Raw genomic sequence first — 19,138 nt, forward strand, 5'->3', positions numbered from 1 at the left:
ATTTTCGATATAGAAAGCATGTAATTATAGACATCTAAGTTTTTATTCTATAAAATATTCAAAATACATGTAGTTAAAGATCTTGTATATACATCAAGATTATTTCCAGAATAATCCATTATATGTACATTGTTTGAGCTATTGCCTATTTGTAAGCCATTTACGTCAGATACATTTGTAGAACCATTTATTTGACGAATTACGGAATAAGGGTCATCTAAACAGTAAAGTGGTAAGGTGTGAATGTTTGAATCACCATTAGCTCTCATGTCCTCTACAACTTTAGTAGTATATTCAGCTAAATAAAATGCGTAATCTTCCCAATCCAATTTCCTTACAAAACCAATTTGATGGTATGGAATTACAATAATTTTTGCAGATTTAGCTGCTGCTCTTAATCTAGTTAACATCCAATCAATACAGTCTTTAATTTTTGGCAAATCAAACCCATTATAAATTGATTGCTGAACATACCATTCATTTGTTCCTAAGGCGATACTAATTATGTCTGGTCTATTTCCGTTAAATCGTTTTTCGAAATAAGCTTCTGGATTAAAGATATAATAACTATTAAGGTATGGATTTTCAGCATAACTAACATTGTAAGTATCTCCCTTAGAAAAATTAAAACACCATTCCGGAAATTCCTTAAGATCTTTAGAAGTCGCCTTATACAAAAATGGATTTTCGTTTTTTTGTATTTTATTAGAATATTTATCATTAGGTATGTTTAAATCTAGCCCTGCGAACTTACTTTCAAGACCTACAAAGGTCCTATACCTCCAGCCTCCTCTACCTTCATATTCTAAATCTATACCTTTATTGTTATTATGATAGGTCCCAAAGTCATTAACAATAACTCCATAACTAGCCAATAACTGTTTTGTTTGGTAATAGGGGCTAACATCATTACCATTGTTTCCTTCTGTCAAGCTATCACCTATAACCATCCATGAAATAGTATCATTTACCTCAGAAGGATCTACTGTTTTGATAGTTACATCTTTGTAAAGAACCATATTAAACAAGTCATTCTGTCTTACCAGAAATCTACCGGTTACATCACTACTTATTTCTAGAGCTTCTAATACTTTTCTAGTATAAAAATGATTTCCATCTGTATAATTTAAAGAAATATCTACATCCTTTTCTTTCCCGTATTGCCTAAACATCCCAGAGGTAAAAATTGAAAAAGGTTCGTTTTTTAGTGTAAAAATCTCGGAAGGGATTAATAATTCATTTTCTTTATAGTCAAAGGATTCACCAAATATATGTCCTTTTGTGTCAACTATTTTTTGATTCGAACTCTTCAAGAAAAGTAAGGAACAATCGTTAATATTTTCATCTTTTAATCGTATCGTCATTTCAACAAATGTGGTTGGCTTTGACGGATTAGGTCGGGGGATTTTAAATATTCTTTTATTTCTTATCCCGTCTGCGTATGATTTAACAGACAAGATTGTATCATCGTCAGCCTTAAATACGATATATGCAGATTTCTTTTCAAGGGATACTTGTTCATTTCCATTTATCATTATATATGTAGCCCAGCTTGGGATTTTTATCTTATTAGTTATAATACCTGTTGATAAACTACGATAATTTCCTTTTGAATTAAAAACCTTACCTATATTAAGATTGTCAAAGTCTATATTGTTTTTAGCAAAAAAGTTTTGAGGATCAGAAACATATTTTAATTTATCAAAAGTATAAAATGATACATTTTCAATAGATTCGTTGTATGCAAAAGAAGTTAGTCTAATATATTTTAATCCTACTATTTTACTTATATTATAGTGTAGTCCATTGGTTATTTGTGCACTTCCTATGACGCGTATTATTTCCTTGTTTTCATCATAAAAGGCTAAGTATCCATAGTCTGTATTTTTTAAAAATCCCGGGAAACCTTTCAATTGTATAAAGGAAACATTTTCAACATTAAAGTACGGACTAATAGCCCCCGTAGGGAATAAAACTGGTTTCCCTGATGAATTCAAAATATAGCCTTTCGTCTGCCCTAATTCTGTCCATAAATCTTTTTTAGATTTTAAATCCCAAATGGAATCATTTGATTTTTGGGTTGCACATTTATTTATTTTTGAGGTATTTAGGATTAATTTTTCGAAATGCTCGTTATTAATCTCAGAATTACTTGTTAGATTATTTTTTGATTTAAAAACATCTATTGCGAATATATTTGAAATGGTAAGAAATGAAATAGTAAATAACTTAAGATTGGTCATTTAAATTAATTTTCGGTTAACTAGAGAGAAACAAATATTACAATACTAATGGATTTTTTAAACATAAAATCCAGAAATTATATTTTTAGATTAAGTCTTAATTTTTGCTGTTATATCTCTATAAGAATTAGTTCCTATTGAATAAAAGTCCAAAAATATTGTTTCCTTAAAAACTAACTTTGGTTGGCAAGATAATACAAACATTAAAACTATAGTAATCAACAAGAGAAGAAAGATATTCAAAATCATTTTCAAACTATATTCAACCTACGGCAAGAACTCCCAGTTATTGTAATCAGGATAATAATTTGTTAAATATCTAAAGTGAAAGCTTTTAAAGCCCATATAGAAGGTTTATCCATTTCTACCTGACATACCTTATCCTACTATATTGCGGTCCACCCACCATCTACCATAAGATTATGACCTGTAATAAAAGATGCTTCTTCTGACAATAAAAATGTAATTGCAGGCGCTATTTCTTCTGGTTGTCCTAATCTTTTTAATGGTGATTTATCTTCATATCGCTCAATAAATGAAGGATGTTGTGAGTCTTTAATGCCACCTGGCGACACACAGTTAATACGTACATTATACTTGCCGTAAAAGGACGCTAAATATCTACTAAAATTAATAAGCCCGCCTTTAATAGCAGAATATGCAGCTGGGGAAGTGCCTCCATACCCTTCATAGATAGTAAAATCGTTACCCACAACACCATAAATTGATGCGATGTTCACTATTGATCCAGAACCTTGTTCTTTCATTATTTTTAAAACCTGTTGACACATAAAAAAAACACTATTCATTTGCATGTCTACATTTTTTCGCCAAGACTCCATAGGTACATCTTCAAACTTACTACCCCAATCTTTCGTTCGGGGATATGCATTGTTTACCAAACCATCTATTCTGCCATGCTTTTTGTATACTTCTTTTAATAATTCTAAAATAGACTCTTCTGAAGTAACATCGCATTTATAGTTGCCACTTTCAATATTTGTGTCAGCATTAATATCAGCATTAATAACAATTGCCTGGTTATTTTTTAGGTGCTCTAAAATTGGCTTACCTATTAACCCGCTACCACCTGTTACTATAATTACTTTATTCTTTAGTCGTTCTCCAAGCATATTTTTAATATTTTGTAAGCTTCATTTGCTGTATTAAACTTGTTGTCTTTTGCAAGAACTTCATTAATAAAAAACCTTAATTGATCTTCGTAAGTATCTATTATTGTTTTTTCAGACATGCATACTATTTCTTGGTTATGATAAACCGTATTTTTTAAAATGTTAATTGTCAATGTTTGATCATCACAAACAATCTCAAGAGTTCTTTTAGGGTCTCTACGAAAATAGTTTAGAATTATGTTCGCGTTAAATGTAGCATACCCTAACATGTAATTTGCATAATCATAAGCATCAATATTCAAAGAAGATTTATTTGAAAAAACCTTATTGACTTTTTGGGGTTTTCCAAATAACCAATACGCATAATCTATTTCATGAATTAAATCGATATGTACCCCTCCGCCTAGTTTTTTATTAGCACTATAAGTAGTTTTATAATCGATACCGGGTCTCCAGTCTGGCAAATAAGATCCACAATATATATTTACTTCATTGATCCTTTTGCCTTGGATATAATTTTTCGTAAACTTTAAACAATCTAAGAACCTAAGGTTACATGCCACATAGGTAGTTATTTTATTGTTCTGAATTTCTTGTAGTACTTCTTCATACCCTAATTTAGAAAAAAGTGGTTTTTCTATGAATAATGGTATTTTTTTAGGAATTAAACGATCTACCGTTTCTTTATGGACTGATGTAGGGTTAGATATAATGGCGAAATCTATTTCTAATCCATTTAGATCGTCAAAGGAGAATAAATTAATTATCCCTTTCTTAGAATCTGCATTTATAGAAGACCGCATTGCGTAAAATTCTACGTTAGGGTCAATTATCCTTAAAGCCGCAATATGTTTTGAGGCAATAGAACCAAGACCAACAATCAATACCTTCATAAGGTCATTCCTAATTTATCGTTTGCTAAAAGATATTCCATTATATCAAAATCTAAAGGCTCGTCTAAGTCAAAACAAATATGATCCATTACATAATATAAGCTTCTTTCTGTAATCGCTGATTTACAACCATTTTCAAAAAAGGTTCTACGATAAAAATAAAAAGAAGCATTCATATCAAAAACCTGTGGGGCTGTTTGCCTAGATTTTGTATCACTAGGGCATACTAATTTACAATAGCCATCATCAGAGGCCTCTACAACGTTGAAATAAGGGTTTTTATGAGGTTTAGAAACCGAAAATAGGTTAATAGCTTTATCGTCGGCCAAAAGCTTACTATAGCCTTCGTTTAGATCTTTCTGGGTTCTTAACGGAGACGTAATATCAAGATCAAGAAGAATATCGTATTTTTTTTGATTCTTGTTTTCTTGAAATTTTATTGCATCCATTAAAACATCAATTTTACCAATGGTATCGTTGGCCAAATAATCTGGCCTAACATAATCTGTTTCTAAACCAAATGAGGAGGCAACTTCTTTAATGGCTCTATTATCGGTAGAAAGTAAAATATCTACATTACTGTGGACAATTGCAAATTCTTTGGCATGTTTAATTGAGTAAGCCAATAACGGTGTACCGTTTAGTGCTTTAATGTTTTTGCCGGGGATGCCCTTAGAGCCTCCTCTTCCACACAATGTAATTAATATGTTCATTTAAAACTTTATTTGTTGCAAATCGCGTTGAGCTTTTTCAAAATCTTCATGTTTTCCAATATCCAACCAATAACCAGATAAAGGATAGGATACTACTTTTTTGCCTTCTGTTATTAATTTCTCCATCAAGTCTGTTGCATTGAAAAAATCTTCTTTTGGCAGATATTCAAGGGCGGATTTTTTTATTAGATAAATACCCCCGTTTGAATAGTATGTATAGGTAGGTTTTTCTTTAAAATTTACCACATGCCCATTACTGGTTTCTAAAACTGCATATGGTATGTTTACTTGATAAGGTATGGTTACAACAGCTAAATCTGCATCTGTCTTTTTAAAATCTAAAAAAAAGTGTTCATAATCTAAGTTCGTTAACAAATCGGAGTTGGTTAATAATATGTAATCATGGGAAAAATCATTGATTTTTGATACCGCTCCAATTGTACCTAGCGGTTTGTTTTCCCAAACATACCGTAGATTAATACTTTTGTTATTACCATTACCAAAATAATCTTCAATTTGCTTTCCAAGGTATTTTACCGAAATCCAAAAATCATCAATACCATAAAGCGCGAGCCTGTCTAGATTATGCTCCATAATAGGTTTGTCACCGACCATTAATAACGGTTTGGGTGTATTCACGGTTAAAGGTCTTAACCTTGTGCCTTTACCTCCGGCCATAATAACGGCATCTACAGGTAAATATGAGCGTATAAGCCTAAAATTAATTACGTTTACAACCTTATCGTCTCTATCTAGAACGGGAAGTATTCTATAATTACCTTCTCGGTATTCTATAATCTTTTCGAGATTCTTCTCTCCTTTTCTTATGAACTTAGGATTAGGCTGAATAATTTTATTTACTTTATCGCTTACATCTACACCATCTATAAGCCCTCTTCTTATATCACCATCGGTAAGTGAACCCATTAGCTTATCCTCTTCATCTACGACAAATAGAATGGCATCTTTTGCCAAATCTTGTAATTTAATAAGAGCTTCTCTAATAGTACTCTGTGTTGGCAGTAAATGTTCTCTAAAGTTTCTCAAGACAGGATGGTTTTAAATCGTAAAATGATTTTTTAAGATTTTGATTATCGAATGTTATAAGTTGGGTTATTATTTTCTTTGTTGCATCGCCATTTCCAAATAACAATTCTTGATCTTGAATGTCATCTAAGAATTTCTTACTTGTGGTCTTTGAAATGGCCAACGAAATTTCATGTGCAGTAGGTTTACAATGTATTACACTCATTGGTGCTACTCGTCCTTTTTGCCGATCTCCAATATTGATAGTAGGGATATGAAAATATGGGACTTCTAATATTCCACTAGAAGAATTACCGATTACAAAGTCTACATGTTTTAATGCCGAAAGGTATCTAAGTTGCCCTAATGATGTAAAGCTTATTGCTTTCTCAGCATTACTTTCTACATAAGAGTCTATCATTTCAATAATAGCTTTGCCGCCCTTATCTGAATTTGGTTTTGTGAAAATCAAGGTTGTATCTTTCATATTATCTAAGGCTGACAATAATTCATTGAATTGTCCTTCGGCAGTAAAATTCTCCATCGTAACTGGATGAAATGTAATTAATACAGACTTTTGATCAAGTGTTTTAAAAATAGATTCTTCAAACGCATGTTTATCCATTAATTGAAGATTTTTAATACTATCTATGCCAATTGCACCAACATTAAAAACAGTATCAGGCTGTTCCCCTAATTGTATAATTCTTTTTCTATACACTTCGCAACTTGCAAAGTGTAAATGACTCATTTTCGTTATTGCATGCCTCATTAACTCATCGTAAGCTCCTTCTGTTGTTTCGCCTCCATGGATATGAGCTACCGGAATGTTACTGATTACTGATGCTGTTACAGCGGCCAATATTTCGCTACGATCACCTAGAACTACAATCATGTCAGGGTTTAATTCACTATACGTTTGTGCAAAACCTATTGTAGCTTGACCTACAGCCATAGAAATATCTAAGGAACTATCTCCCTTTAAACCATCCTTTATTTTTGCATCAATAGTAAATCCGTCTTTTACTATTTGCAAATATGTATTTCCGAATTCTGGCATTAAATGCATGCCTGTTACCAGAAGTTGAAGCTGTAAATTTTTAGCACCATCAATTGCCTTAATTAACGGCTTTAACAGACCATACTCAGCTCTAGTACCTGTAATAACGGCGATTTTTCTCATATTAACTCGTCTGCTTTGTAATTTTTGGTTGCAACTTTGCCAATAATTTCATCCCATTTCATAGGCGAGATTCCTGTACCTGGCCGCTTTACTGTTATGTTGTTCTCATTAAAAATTTCTCCTTTTGAAATATCCATGTTTGCAACAATACTTTTGCGAGCTATAGGTTTGTTTTTTGCTTCACTTGGGCTAGGTGCTTTTACACCATTACCCATAGCCTGTTCAATGTTTCTTATTCCAGTCACCATTGCCTTAAGCTCATTTGGTTCTAACGAAGCTTTGTGATCGGGACCATCCATAGTTTTGTCTAGGGTAAAATGTTTTTCAATAACGGTAGCACCAAGTGCCACAGCAGCTATGGGAATTTCAATACCCAAAGTATGGTCAGAATAACCAATTGGCACATTAAACACGTTCTTTATGGTGTTCATCGCTGTTAAGTTTACATCGTGCATAGGTGTAGGATATTCTGTGTTACAATGTAACACAGTAATATCTTCTTTTTTTGTACCAGATGAAATGATAACATGTACGGCATCTTCGATTTCAGACATCTCAGCCATTCCCGTAGAAATTATTACTGGCTTACCTAAACTACCTAATTTTCTTAAATATGGTAAATTGGTTATCTCACCAGAGGGTACTTTCCATAGATCAATTCTCAGTGTATTTAAAAAATCTATACTATCCAAATCAAAAGCGGTCGACAAAAACTTAATGTTTTTTGTTTTACAATGCTGAATTAATACCAAATGGTCTTCTTTACTAAGTTCTAGTTTCTGAAGCATTTTCAGCTGAGATTCTACTTCATCATTCGTATTTAGTTTTTGATAATCTGCTTTTTGAACAGATTTACTAACTAGTTTTTTAGAATTAAATGTCTGAAATTTAACATAATCTACCCCAGCATCTGCAGCCGCATCTATCAGTTTTTTTGCTAATGCCATATCTCCATTATGGTTTACCCCTGCTTCTGCAATTATTAAAACCTTGTTTTCCATTTTTATCGTATTCTTTTTGCTGGATTCCCTACCCAAGTTTCATTATCAGGAATATTGTTTATAACCACTGCGCCGGCTCCCACAATCACATTTTTTCCAATTTTTACTCCATTTTTTACAACAGAATTTGCGCCAATAAAACTATTATTGCCTATTGTAACGTTACCGGCTAATACACATCCTGGTGCTATATGAGATAAATCTTCAACCTTGCATTCGTGTTCTATTATTGCTCCAGAATTTATTATACAGCCCGTACCAATACTTGCCATACTGTTAACAATAACTTTTGGTCCAATTAAGGTGGATAAACCGACGGATGCCAATGGTGATATGTAGGCACTAAGCGCTATTAAAGTGGTTTGATTTAGATCATGTTCTTCAATAAAAGTAATAAGTTTAGTTCTAAGGCTATTTGAACCAACAGCTGGAAAAATATGATCAGATTTAATTAAAGACTTAATATCTACCTCCGTTTCAGACCCACTGTATACCAAATCATAGGGGTTAATTTTTGTCTGTAATTTATCGAAGTAACTCTGCACTATTAAATTATTTGACAGCGCTATATCAATTACAACATATGCATGGCCTGAATAGCCTAAAATGTGTATTTTTTTAGACTCTAACACTGCTAGGGATATTAATTATTCTATCTTCGAACCATTGAGCGTTTTCTATATTTCCGATTTGTGCAAATCGATAAATAGACAATTTATTCATAAGTTTCCAAATAGGTCTAGTCATAATACCGTTATCATTGGTTTCCTTCAAAAAAGCGTTTCTTTCTTTTAAGTTTGAAACTAAAATAGCGTTTAACCAATAGTTGGATTTCGTTTCTTTTGGCTCTTCAATAAATTGTAGTGATTTACTATAAAAATGGGATTTGTAAAGAGCGGCTAATTCCCTTTTTTTATTAATAAAATTTGGTAGTGATTCTAACTGGGCACAACCCAGAGCAGCATTTAAATTCGGTAAACGATAGTTGTAAGCAATCATATCATGATCAAAATCCCAACGATGTGGAATTTTGGCAGTTGTTGTCAAATGTTTAGCTTTTTTAGCTAATTCCTCGTCATTCGTAATAATCATTCCCCCCCCACCTGTTGTAATGGTTTTATTCCCATTAAAGCTAAAAGCTCCTAATAAACCAAAAGTTCCTGTATGCTGACCTTTGTAATAACTTCCTAAAGATTCAGCTGCATCTTCAACAATTTCAAGGTAATATTTTTCGCAAACTGCAATTAATTCCTTTATATGTATTGGGAAACCAAAAGTGTGCATTGGCACTACAGCTTTTATTTTACGTTTGGTGGTTTTATTAATACATTTACCATTAACTAATTCAGAATTATTAGCCAAAAAATGCTCTAGTTTTTCAGGAGACAACCCTAAAGTTTCCTTGTCTACATCTACAAAAACAGGATAAGCTCCAATATAACTCAAAGCATTACAAGTAGCTATAAATGTTAAAGGTTGTGTAATAACCTCATCATCTCGTTCTACCCCTGCCATCAACAGAGCTGTATGTAGAGCGGCAGTACCATTTACTGTTGCAATAGCATACTTTGCCCCAGTAAATTTTGCAACATCTTCTTCAAATTGATTCACAAATTTGCCTACGCTGGAGACAAAAGTTGAATCAATACATTCATTTAAATATTTCTTTTCATTACCTATAAAACGGGGCTCGTGAAGAGGTATAAAATCATTTGTATTATATAGTTCTTTTATAAAGTTAATTGTGTCTTTATACATTGGATTACATCTTACTATCTAAATATTTTCCTGTTTCTTTATGGCCAAAATCTGGTATCAATTTAAAAAAAAGAGATACGATTTCTTCCTTTGACCATTTTCTATTGTTCTTTAGAGTGTAAATTGTTTCTTCAAAAAGATTAAGTTTTTCGGAATCATAGGACAAGTCATTTTTAATAACACCGAGATTTTTAAAACTATTCATATCTAAAACCTCATTTTCAGTATAAAACTCCTCAAAATCTTTTTCTCCGGTAGTATCACTTGAGGTAAATAAACAGGGCCATTTTCCTTGCTCTGGAAGTTCTTTCATCAATGATCTGGCTTCATCTTCGGTCTTGCAAAGATAGGGCTCATAACCTAAGTTTTTTAGATATTTAACGGCGATGTCAGCAAAAGAAATTAGATGTAGATTCTCACTAAGTTTAGGGAAGAATATATCCCTATTCTCACCAAAAATACAGGACATTAAACATAACTCACCGGATTCTTTGGGAATGACGAAATACCTTTTTATATCGTTTGGTGCCACTATGGGCTGTTGTTTTTTTATACGTTGATCAAAACCATGTAACAATGATCCATCAGAAAAAGCCACGTTGGCAAAACGCGCTGTTGATATTTTAATTTCTTTACTTCTACGCATTATAAACATTTCCATAATCCGTTTGGAAGCACCCATCATATTTACGGGATTAGCTGCTTTATCGGTAGAAACGCAAAAATATTTTTTAACACCTTTATTGATTGATTGTTGAAGTGTTTTATCAGTATTAAAAATATTTACGTCTATCATTCGCATTAATGTAAATGGATCCTTTTCACTCCGAACATGTTTTAATGCTGATAAATTTAGCACATAGTCATATTTACCATCTACTGCAATAAAGGTATCATATTCAACTGAGCCTATATCCAACGCAAATGTTTGAAAATCACCATCAATATGTCCGTAGGAACTTCTTATATCTCTAACTAATTCAACCAAATTATTTTCGCTTATGTCTATTGCATGAAGTTTCTTTGGCTTTCTTTTAAAAATTTCTTTAGTAACAGCTTGTCCTATTGATCCTGCGGCGCCAATGACCAAAAAAGAAGAATTTTCAACTACCCGGACCAGTTCTTTTTCGTGATTACAAATATCTGAAGTAAATAATTCAGTTTGTCTTCCAATCAAGGACAATATGTTCATTTTTATTCTATTAAGAGGTTATAGTGCTGCTACATTTATATTTTCAATACAGAGAACTTTGGCCGCATCGCAAAACTACGATAATTATTGTCCTTCACAATATTTGTAGTATTTTTCAATCCGTTTTCTTCCAATACGTTTTTGGCAAAACCAAACCAACTCATGGCCTGGCCGTCTGTAAAGTGATAAATGCCATATTGCTGATTTTTATTCACTATGTGTTCCAATATATATTTTGCCAAGTTTACTGCATTAGTGGGGCAGCCTACTTGACTATCTATTATTCGTAATTCTTCACCTTTTTTAACCTTCTTCAAAATTGTCTTATAAAAGTTGTGGCCATGTATTTTATGGTACAACCATGAGGTACGGACAATGAAATACTTATCCAATATTTCTTGGATGTACTTTTCCCCCTTCCATTTAGACTTACCATAAACGTTAATTGGATTTGGGTGATCATTAACCGTATATGGTGAACCTTTTTCCCCATCGAAAACGTAATCCGTTGATATGTGAATCAAGGCAACATTATATTGTTTGCAGGCTGAAGCTAAAATTTTAACTCCTTCAGCATTTACTTTAAAAGCTGTTTCCGGGTTTTTTTCTGCTTCATCAACCTGGGTGTAAGCTGCGCAATTAATACAGTAATCAAAATTGCCCATTCCAATGGTTTTCAACACTTTTTCAGAGTTTGTTATGTCCAGAGTTTGGGAATTGGCAAACACAAATTCCATGTGTGGATAATCCTTAGCTGTATCCTGAAGACTATGACCTAGTTGCCCGGTCGACCCGGTAACCAAAATTCGTCTTATAGCTGTAGCTCTTTCCATAGAGGTAATTCCAAATCTTTTGGCGATATTATTAGATTCAAGTCGTCTTTTTCCCAATCAATGTTTAAATCAGGGTCATTGTATTTAATACCTCTTTCAGCGTCTTTATGGTAATGTGAATCACATTTATAGGTAAAAATCACATCTTCGGTCAGGGCTAAAAAGCCATGTGCCATACCTTTCGGTATAAAAATGGATATCTTATTTTCCGAGGATAAGTTTAGTATTAAATGCTGGCCAAAAGTACTACTTTGTTCGCGCAGGTCGACCACTACATCCAATACTTCACCTTTTAATACCTGCACCAATTTACTCTGGGCATGCTTCCCAGTCTGAAAATGTAAGCCCCGTAACACTCCTTTTTTGGAAACTGATATATTATCTTGAACAAAATTTATTGACTCGCCAATGGCTTGCTCCAGAATGGCTTTATGATAGGATTCAAAAAATAACCCTCTATCATCCACATGAATCTTAGGCTCCAAAATAAAACAGCCTTTTAGCTTCGTCTCTGTAATTTTCAATTTTTCTGTTGTTATTAAGTTATCTTGTGATGTTGTTATCAAATTAATTTCTATTTTCCATTAATCTGCTTTTACAACCCCCCACCTTAATCCCTGCTTCTTCCACGACCAGTTTAGTCCTTCAAGAAGGGAATTAAAATTTACAATGTTTTGGGTTTAATAACTGCGTAAATTCTTAAAATGATAACTCCCGATCCAGTTATTCATTAATCAGACCAATCAAATATTCGCCATAACCACTTTTCAATAAGGGTTTTGCCAACTCCCGAAGTTGCTCTTTAGAAATATACCCCATATTATAAGCTACTTCTTCAATAGACCCTATTTTAAGTCCCTGCCTGTCCTCTATGACCTCAACAAATTGTGAGGCCTGCATTAGGGAGGCAAAGGTACCAGTGTCTAACCAGGCCGTTCCCCGATCTAAAATGCTCACCTGTAACTGGCCTTTTTCTAAATAGGCCTTGTTGATATCGGTTATTTCCAATTCCCCTCTTTTGCTAGGTTTTATTTTTTTGGCAATGGCGACTACCTTATTATCATAAAAATATATGCCAGGAACAGCATAATTGGATTTTGGATAAGTCGGTTTTTCCTCTATACTAATCGCTTTTCCTTCCTCATTAAATTCCACCACCCCATAACGCTCTGGATCCTGAACATGGTAGCCGTAAATAATACCCCCATCTGGATTGTTATTGGCCTGTAATGATGTTGCTAAGCCGGAACCGTAGAAAATATTATCACCTAAAATCAAAGCAACTTTATCGGTTCCAATAAAATCTTCTCCAATAATAAAAGCCTCTGCCAGTCCATTTGGATTCTCTTGGAAAGCAAATTTAAAAATACAGCCCAATTGGGAACCGTCACCTAAAAGGGTTTTAAATTGGTCCTGGTCTTGGGGAGTGGTTATTATCAAAATTTCCTGAATTCCCGCCGACATTAAGGTTGCCAACGGGTAGTAGATCATTGGCTTATCATAGATGGGCATCAATTGTTTGCTCATCGCCAAGGTAATGGGGTATAATCTAGTTCCGGAACCTCCTGCCAATATGATGCCTTTCATTTTTTTGATATCTAGTTATGCTGTTAAATAGTTGTAGAATTATATTGCGAAAAGGTTATCGAGTTGAATGATTTCTTCTTCATGACAATGTAACTCCATCACTCCTTAGTTTCAACAAATTATTTATACTGCCTCTCATAATATTCCTTATACTGGCCCGAAGTTACATTATTTAACCACTGCCCATTGGTCAAATACCAATCAATTGTTTTTTCCAGTCCTTGTTCAAAGATGACTGATGGTTCCCATCCTAATTCCATGTTTATTTTGGATGCATCAATGGCATAACGTAGGTCGTGCCCTGGTCTATCTTTCACATATGTAATCAGTTTTTCGCTTTCTGCTGTTTGTCTTCCCAATTTTTCATCCATTTGCTTACATAGCAATTTTACCAAATCGATATTCTTCCATTCATTAAAACCGCCAATATTATACGTTTCGGCACTTTTTCCTTGGTGGAATACAAGATCAATCGCCCTGGCATGATCTTTCACATATAACCAATCTCTGGTATAATTGCCATCGCCATACACCGGTAAGGGTTGTTTTTTGATAATATTGTATAAAAACAATGGAATCAATTTCTCTGGAAATTGATTTGGGCCATAATTATTGGAGCAATTGCTTATTACATAAGGCAGACCATAGGTTTTTCCATAGGCCCTAACAAAATGATCCGAGCTTGCTTTTGAGGCCGAATAGGGTGAATTAGGATCGTAGGGCGTGGTTTCGGAAAACAAACCGGTTTTTCCTAAGGAACCATAGACCTCATCAGTACTTACATGGTAAAAACGCTTTCCAGCAAAATTATCTTTCCAAATAGACATAAAGGAGTTTAACAGATTCACAGTGCCTAATATATTTGTCCTTACAAACGCCAAGGGATCGGTTATTGATCTATCCACATGTGATTCGGCAGCCAAATGGATTACACCTTCAAATTGATGCTTTAAAAAAAGGGAATCAATATAATCGGCATTGGTAATATCTCCTTTAATAAAAGTGTAATTTTTGGCACCCTCAACATCTTTTAAATTCTCCAGATTGCCGGCATAGGTCAGGGCATCCAAATTAAAGATATGATAATTTGGATAAGTGTTGATCAATCTCCTAACCACATGGGAACCAATAAAACCGGCTCCACCGGTAACCAAGATGTTCATGGACTATTCTTTTTTATAATTTTTTAAATAGGTGTTCAAGTCCAATAGACTTAATAATAGCAAAGTAACCCCAATAAATCCAAGGGGAATCCAAAATTTATAACTGTTGAATATTCCTTTTACCTCTACGCCCCTTCTAGGAAAAGCGGATATGACATTTAAAATGCTCGATTTATTGGCCCTTTCTTCATTTAAAATTACTAGGCTTTGTTTTAGTTTATCGACTTGGTTGATCAGTGCCAATTCCTTGTTTTCCTGACCACCATTTTCACCTAAACTGATATTGGTGCCCTGTTGAGGTCTTTCGGCCTCTTTTTCCATTACGCGCTTATATAAATGTTGTAGAGAATCGACCTCCATTAATTGCTTTTTATATAGACTATCCTGTAAACTTATATTTTGGTCACTGATACTCTGTTGCAGCTGAAAATATTCGTTTCTGGAAATCGACTTAATAATAGAGGGCTGTATCTTTTTGGCCACCGTGTTATTTGAGGCAGTAACGGAAATAGTATGGAACCGGGCATCCATGGAATTAAAGTTTTTCAAATAATTCTCCATATCAATGGCCTTTTTGGTGGTCGAATCCAAACTACGAACAAATTTATCGAACAATTGAACCTTTTGATTTTCATCGGAATAGGACTCAACCTCAAACTTTTTAATTTTTGAGGCTTCGGGAACACTTATTTCCATAGCTTCAGCCAATGCTGTTGAGTCATCGGCCCTAGCCAACTCATTGTAAAAATTTACGTTATTGTACAATTGTTGGACACTGTTAAAATTAGGCTCAACCACCATAGTGGAGATATATTTTGGTTCTTTAACCATGTCCAAATAGATGCCTAGGGCCAAACCTACTACAGCAGCAATCACAAATTTTATAAAATGCTTTTGTAAAAAGAGGAGGAATAGGATAATTGAATGAAAAATTCCTTTGAATATATTTCCTATAAAACGGAAAAATTTCCTGAACCCGTTTCCAATTAATTGGAATAATTGACCTAAATCGACTTCTTCAGAAGAAGAATTATTAGGAGTTGGTTGCTGATTGGCCATATGAATTTAAGAATTAAATATTTGTGTTAGTATTTTGTCAGTGATTAAATAAGTGGGTTTCACCCCTGTGGTGCCCAAACCTCCTGAAGCCAAGGTACTTCCTGTTTCCAGAGGGTTATCTGAGGCGTAATAGGCATAACGTACTTTAACGTCTTCCCGTATACTTTTTCTAATTTTGGAAGCTGATTGTATGGCCTTTTGATAATGTACACCTTCCATTTCCAAACCGATCACATTCCAAGTGGACTCATGGAAAAATTTAAGGATGTCCCTGTTCTGTAAAGAGGTTCCCAAAACGGTTACCATAGCTCCCTGAAGTACCTTAAGTCCGTTGCCTTCGAAATCTTCCTTGCTCAATTCATTTATAAAGGGGTAATTATCTGCCGTGCCTTCAAAAATATGGGCGTCCGGAATCATGATATCTCCTTTTCCTCCCTCCAAAATACCTGCTTTCCCCATAATTGTAATGGAGGCTACATTCAAAAATACCTCTTGGTTTTTTTTGATGCCGTAAGGTTTTAGTAATTCATCTATGGTTTCATAGGCCTGTTCCCCAAAGGCGTAATCCATTACAAAGATAATAGGTTTTTCACTTTCTGGACAGCTTAATGGCATATCGTAGCAACAAGCATTATTGTCCAATTTGGCCATGTCGAAAATTTGGACATCTATATTTGTTCCGGAAACGTCATCAATAGAGATCATCCCATTCTTTTTTGCATGGGCAATGACTTTTTCCCTTAAGTTGGAATTTTTGGGGATGCTTAAAGCTTCATATATTTCCAATTTTGATTTGCTCTTGAACGATTTTGATAAAGCTTTTTGAGCAAACAAGGAATTCATTACACTGTGCATATTGGCACTTATGATGTGAATTGGACGTTTCATAAGTCCATTCTCCATTAAGGTTTCTTTGATCCTATTGGCCCATCGTTCTCCATGAATATGATGTCCCAGACGCTCTCTTAACATGGGACTAAAAGTAATTGCTCTTTTATTTCCAGTCGTTTCTTCCTCAATGGCCAGCTTGCCCAACCAATATATAATTTTTATAAAGCGTTCAGGTTCTGTTGCAGTGGATAACTGTTTATGAACTGCCATGATTTCTATGAATGGCCTTCCCAAAATATTGGCTACATGAATCAAGGCTACCTCTCTTTCCAGTTGGGTAAGTTCCTCCTTTTGAGCCGCCTCTTCCAATTTCACCCAGTCCCTAACTGTTTTATCAGTGTCTTCTATTAAGACTTTATTACTGAGCTTTTCCGATTCTATAAACAAAAAGGTGAGATGTGTAAGTATGTCATAAATATCGGATCTACCTCTTGTGATTTCAATATTCATCTGTTCATCATCAATCCTATAACAGTTTCTACGTCTTTTGGGCGGTATAATGGGTTTAAATTGGGAACCGGCGTATCCTTCATCCGAAGTCAAGTTTATAAACCGGCATTGCTCTATGCCTTCCGGTAATCTTTCCAAAACATACATAAGCCCGTTCAGCTCGGCTTTTTCATCGGCAATGGAGCCATATATTTCTGGACGTAGTTGTAAAAGAGATTGTCTTAATGCAGCTCCGGAAACACCTGAAGGCTTGTAAAATCCACGATTAAAAAGATGACGCATTGTAATATACAAGCGCTCAATGGCATTGGTGGATTCTTGTGCCCTAGTAGTGTTAACGGTTTTACTCATAAGCGGATTTCCTGCAAAACTACAATTTAAATTGTTTATTTTTTCCTTGAAGGTTTTTTCTCTATCGCCTACTGGGAACTTACTTAATAAAATTAGACTTTTTTGTCTAATAGAAAGGTTGATTTAAATATCAGGACCTTAATCTAAGGTTGATATCGCATTATTTTATGAATTTACTCCTCAAGGCATCAGCTACTTTTCGGTCATTGGACAGTCTTTGAACCTTGTTCTGACCTCCTAATTTCCCAATGGATTGCATATAATCCTGAAAACCTCCATTTTTTATTTGGGTGATTTTAAGCTTTTGAAGTATTTTTCCTTCTATAAGGTCTAAATAATAACTGTTCTGCCGCTGTAAGGAATTATCCAACAAATCGATGAATTTATTTATATCCGTTGGAGGATGTTCAAATTCAATCAACCATTCGTGATAGGGAAGTTCCTTTTCATCCGGATTAATCTGTGGTGCCACGGTAAACTCGTTTATCCGTGCGTCGGTACCCTCTATGGCCTGTCTCATAGCTTCCTCCACTTCTTTTCCTATAACGTGCTCACCAAAGGCGGAAATAAAATGCTTTATTCTACCGGAAACTATGATTTTATAGGGTTTTATAGAAATAAACTGAACGGTATCTCCTAAATTGTAACCCCACAAACCAGCGTTGGTCGAAATAATCATAACATAGTTCACTCCCAGTTCCACCTCCTTAAGGGTAATCCGTTTGGGGCTCTTTACAAAGAATTCATCAGCTTTGACAAACTCATAAAAGATCCCGGAATTCAATAACAGGAGCATTCCCTTTTCTTTTTGCGAATTTTGGTAGGCGAAAAACCCCTCACTGGCCGGAAATAATTCTATGCTGTCTACTCTTCTCCCGATGAGGTTTTCAAACTTGGCTCGATAAGGTTCATAATTGACCCCACCATAAATAAAGAGTTGAAAATTTTTGAAAAGATCTCCTATTTTTTTATCCGTCTTGGCGTTGAGCTTTTCAAAGTACATTTGTACCCAAGAAGGTATACCGGCAATAACGGTCATGTTCTCGTTAACGGTTTCCTCTACAATCATATTCACCTTAGTGTCCCAATCTTCCAAGCAATTGGTTTCCCAGCTTGGCAATCTATTTTTTTGGAGGTAGTTTGGGACATAGTGGGCGGATATTCCTGATAATCTGCCGATTTTGATTCCGTTTTTTTCCGACATTTCAGGACTCCCTTGTAAAAATATCATTTTTCCATCCACAAAATTTGCATTTCCGGTTTCATGGATGTAGTTTAAAATGGCATTTCGTGAAGCTTCAATCTGGTATTTTATGGATTCGTGGGTAATTGGTATGTATTTTACTCCGGAAGTAGTACCAGATGTTTTGGCAAAATAGGCCGGTTTGCCAGGCCATAAAACATCATTTTCACCAGCAACCACTTTTTCTACATATCCCTTTAATTCTTCGTAATCCCTTATAGGAACATGTTCTACAAAGTCGGTATGGTTTTGAATTTGCGAAAAATGGTGATCTTGGCCAAAGTTGGTATGTGCTGCCTTGGCTATGAGGGACCTGAATACTTTTTCTTGGGTTTCAATTGGGTTATTGACCCATTGGGCAGTTTTTCTTGCGATATTCCGTGCAAATATTTTTGCTGCAAATGATTTTAAACTCATCT

At 34.5% G+C, this 19,138-nt stretch carries 17 protein-coding genes; all 17 read right to left on the reverse strand.

The window, feature by feature from the left end; genetic code table 11:
- Positions 1-47: 47 nt before the first annotated feature.
- Positions 48-2,243 (reverse strand): SGNH/GDSL hydrolase family protein, encoded by a 2,196-nt coding sequence (locus H4O18_RS02825; RefSeq protein ID WP_187581573.1) that lies wholly within the window; start codon positions 2,241-2,243, stop codon positions 48-50.
- Positions 2,244-2,629: 386 nt separating this feature from the next.
- Entirely contained in the window at positions 2,630-3,376 is a 747-nt protein-coding gene (locus tag H4O18_RS02830) for an SDR family oxidoreductase (protein ID WP_187581574.1), read from the reverse strand.
- Positions 3,358-4,269, reverse strand: a complete 912-nt coding sequence (locus H4O18_RS02835) for a Gfo/Idh/MocA family protein (RefSeq protein ID WP_187581575.1) — start codon at positions 4,267-4,269, stop codon at positions 3,358-3,360. Before H4O18_RS02835 ends, H4O18_RS02830 begins: the two co-directional genes overlap by 19 nt.
- Positions 4,266-4,982 (reverse strand): acylneuraminate cytidylyltransferase family protein, encoded by a 717-nt coding sequence (locus H4O18_RS02840; protein ID WP_187581576.1) that lies wholly within the window; start codon positions 4,980-4,982, stop codon positions 4,266-4,268. The genes H4O18_RS02835 and H4O18_RS02840 overlap by 4 nt, the downstream gene beginning before the upstream one ends.
- The gene (locus H4O18_RS02845) at positions 4,983-6,029 is read right to left on the reverse strand and encodes a nucleotidyltransferase family protein (RefSeq protein ID WP_187581577.1); all 1,047 of its coding nucleotides are present in this window, start codon (positions 6,027-6,029) and stop codon (positions 4,983-4,985) included.
- A complete protein-coding gene (neuC, locus tag H4O18_RS02850; protein ID WP_187581578.1) occupies positions 6,016-7,191 on the reverse strand; it encodes a UDP-N-acetylglucosamine 2-epimerase in 1,176 nt (391 codons plus the stop codon). The genes H4O18_RS02845 and neuC overlap by 14 nt, the downstream gene beginning before the upstream one ends.
- Positions 7,188-8,192 (reverse strand): N-acetylneuraminate synthase, encoded by a 1,005-nt coding sequence (gene neuB / locus H4O18_RS02855; protein ID WP_187581579.1) that lies wholly within the window; start codon positions 8,190-8,192, stop codon positions 7,188-7,190. The genes neuC and neuB overlap by 4 nt, the downstream gene beginning before the upstream one ends.
- A gap of 2 nt (positions 8,193-8,194) precedes the next feature.
- Positions 8,195-8,824, reverse strand: a complete 630-nt coding sequence (locus tag H4O18_RS02860) for a NeuD/PglB/VioB family sugar acetyltransferase (protein ID WP_187581580.1) — start codon at positions 8,822-8,824, stop codon at positions 8,195-8,197.
- Positions 8,811-9,950, reverse strand: a complete 1,140-nt coding sequence (locus tag H4O18_RS02865) for a LegC family aminotransferase (protein WP_187581581.1) — start codon at positions 9,948-9,950, stop codon at positions 8,811-8,813. The genes H4O18_RS02860 and H4O18_RS02865 overlap by 14 nt, the downstream gene beginning before the upstream one ends.
- Positions 9,951-9,954: 4 nt before the next feature.
- Entirely contained in the window at positions 9,955-11,142 is a 1,188-nt protein-coding gene (locus tag H4O18_RS02870) for a UDP-N-acetylglucosamine 4,6-dehydratase (RefSeq protein WP_187581582.1), read from the reverse strand.
- A gap of 35 nt (positions 11,143-11,177) precedes the next feature.
- Complete coding sequence (gene rfbD / locus H4O18_RS02875) at positions 11,178-11,975, reverse strand: dTDP-4-dehydrorhamnose reductase (protein ID WP_187581583.1); 798 nt, start codon at positions 11,973-11,975, stop codon at positions 11,178-11,180.
- Positions 11,954-12,499 carry a dTDP-4-dehydrorhamnose 3,5-epimerase gene (rfbC, locus tag H4O18_RS02880; RefSeq protein ID WP_187581584.1) on the reverse strand — a complete coding sequence of 182 codons (546 nt, stop codon included), beginning with the start codon at positions 12,497-12,499 and terminating at the stop codon, positions 11,954-11,956. The genes rfbD and rfbC overlap by 22 nt, the downstream gene beginning before the upstream one ends.
- Before the next feature lie 199 nt (positions 12,500-12,698).
- Positions 12,699-13,562 (reverse strand): glucose-1-phosphate thymidylyltransferase RfbA, encoded by an 864-nt coding sequence (gene rfbA / locus H4O18_RS02885; protein ID WP_187581585.1) that lies wholly within the window; start codon positions 13,560-13,562, stop codon positions 12,699-12,701.
- 119 nt (positions 13,563-13,681) lie between these two features.
- A complete protein-coding gene (rfbB, locus tag H4O18_RS02890) occupies positions 13,682-14,725 on the reverse strand; it encodes a dTDP-glucose 4,6-dehydratase (protein WP_187581586.1) in 1,044 nt (347 codons plus the stop codon).
- 3 nt (positions 14,726-14,728) lie between these two features.
- On the reverse strand, positions 14,729-15,784 hold the full coding sequence (locus H4O18_RS02895) for a hypothetical protein (RefSeq protein ID WP_187581587.1): 1,056 nt from the start codon (positions 15,782-15,784) through the stop codon (positions 14,729-14,731).
- Positions 15,785-15,790: 6 nt separating this feature from the next.
- Entirely contained in the window at positions 15,791-17,476 is a 1,686-nt protein-coding gene (locus H4O18_RS02900) for a DUF6909 family protein (RefSeq protein ID WP_187581588.1), read from the reverse strand.
- Positions 17,477-17,636: 160 nt separating this feature from the next.
- A complete protein-coding gene (locus H4O18_RS02905; RefSeq protein WP_187581589.1) occupies positions 17,637-19,136 on the reverse strand; it encodes a GH3 auxin-responsive promoter family protein in 1,500 nt (499 codons plus the stop codon).
- Positions 19,137-19,138: the final 2 nt, after the last annotated feature.

Source organism: Arenibacter arenosicollis (assembly GCF_014397245.1).
In the GTDB taxonomy this organism is placed as follows: domain Bacteria; phylum Bacteroidota; class Bacteroidia; order Flavobacteriales; family Flavobacteriaceae; genus Arenibacter; species Arenibacter arenosicollis.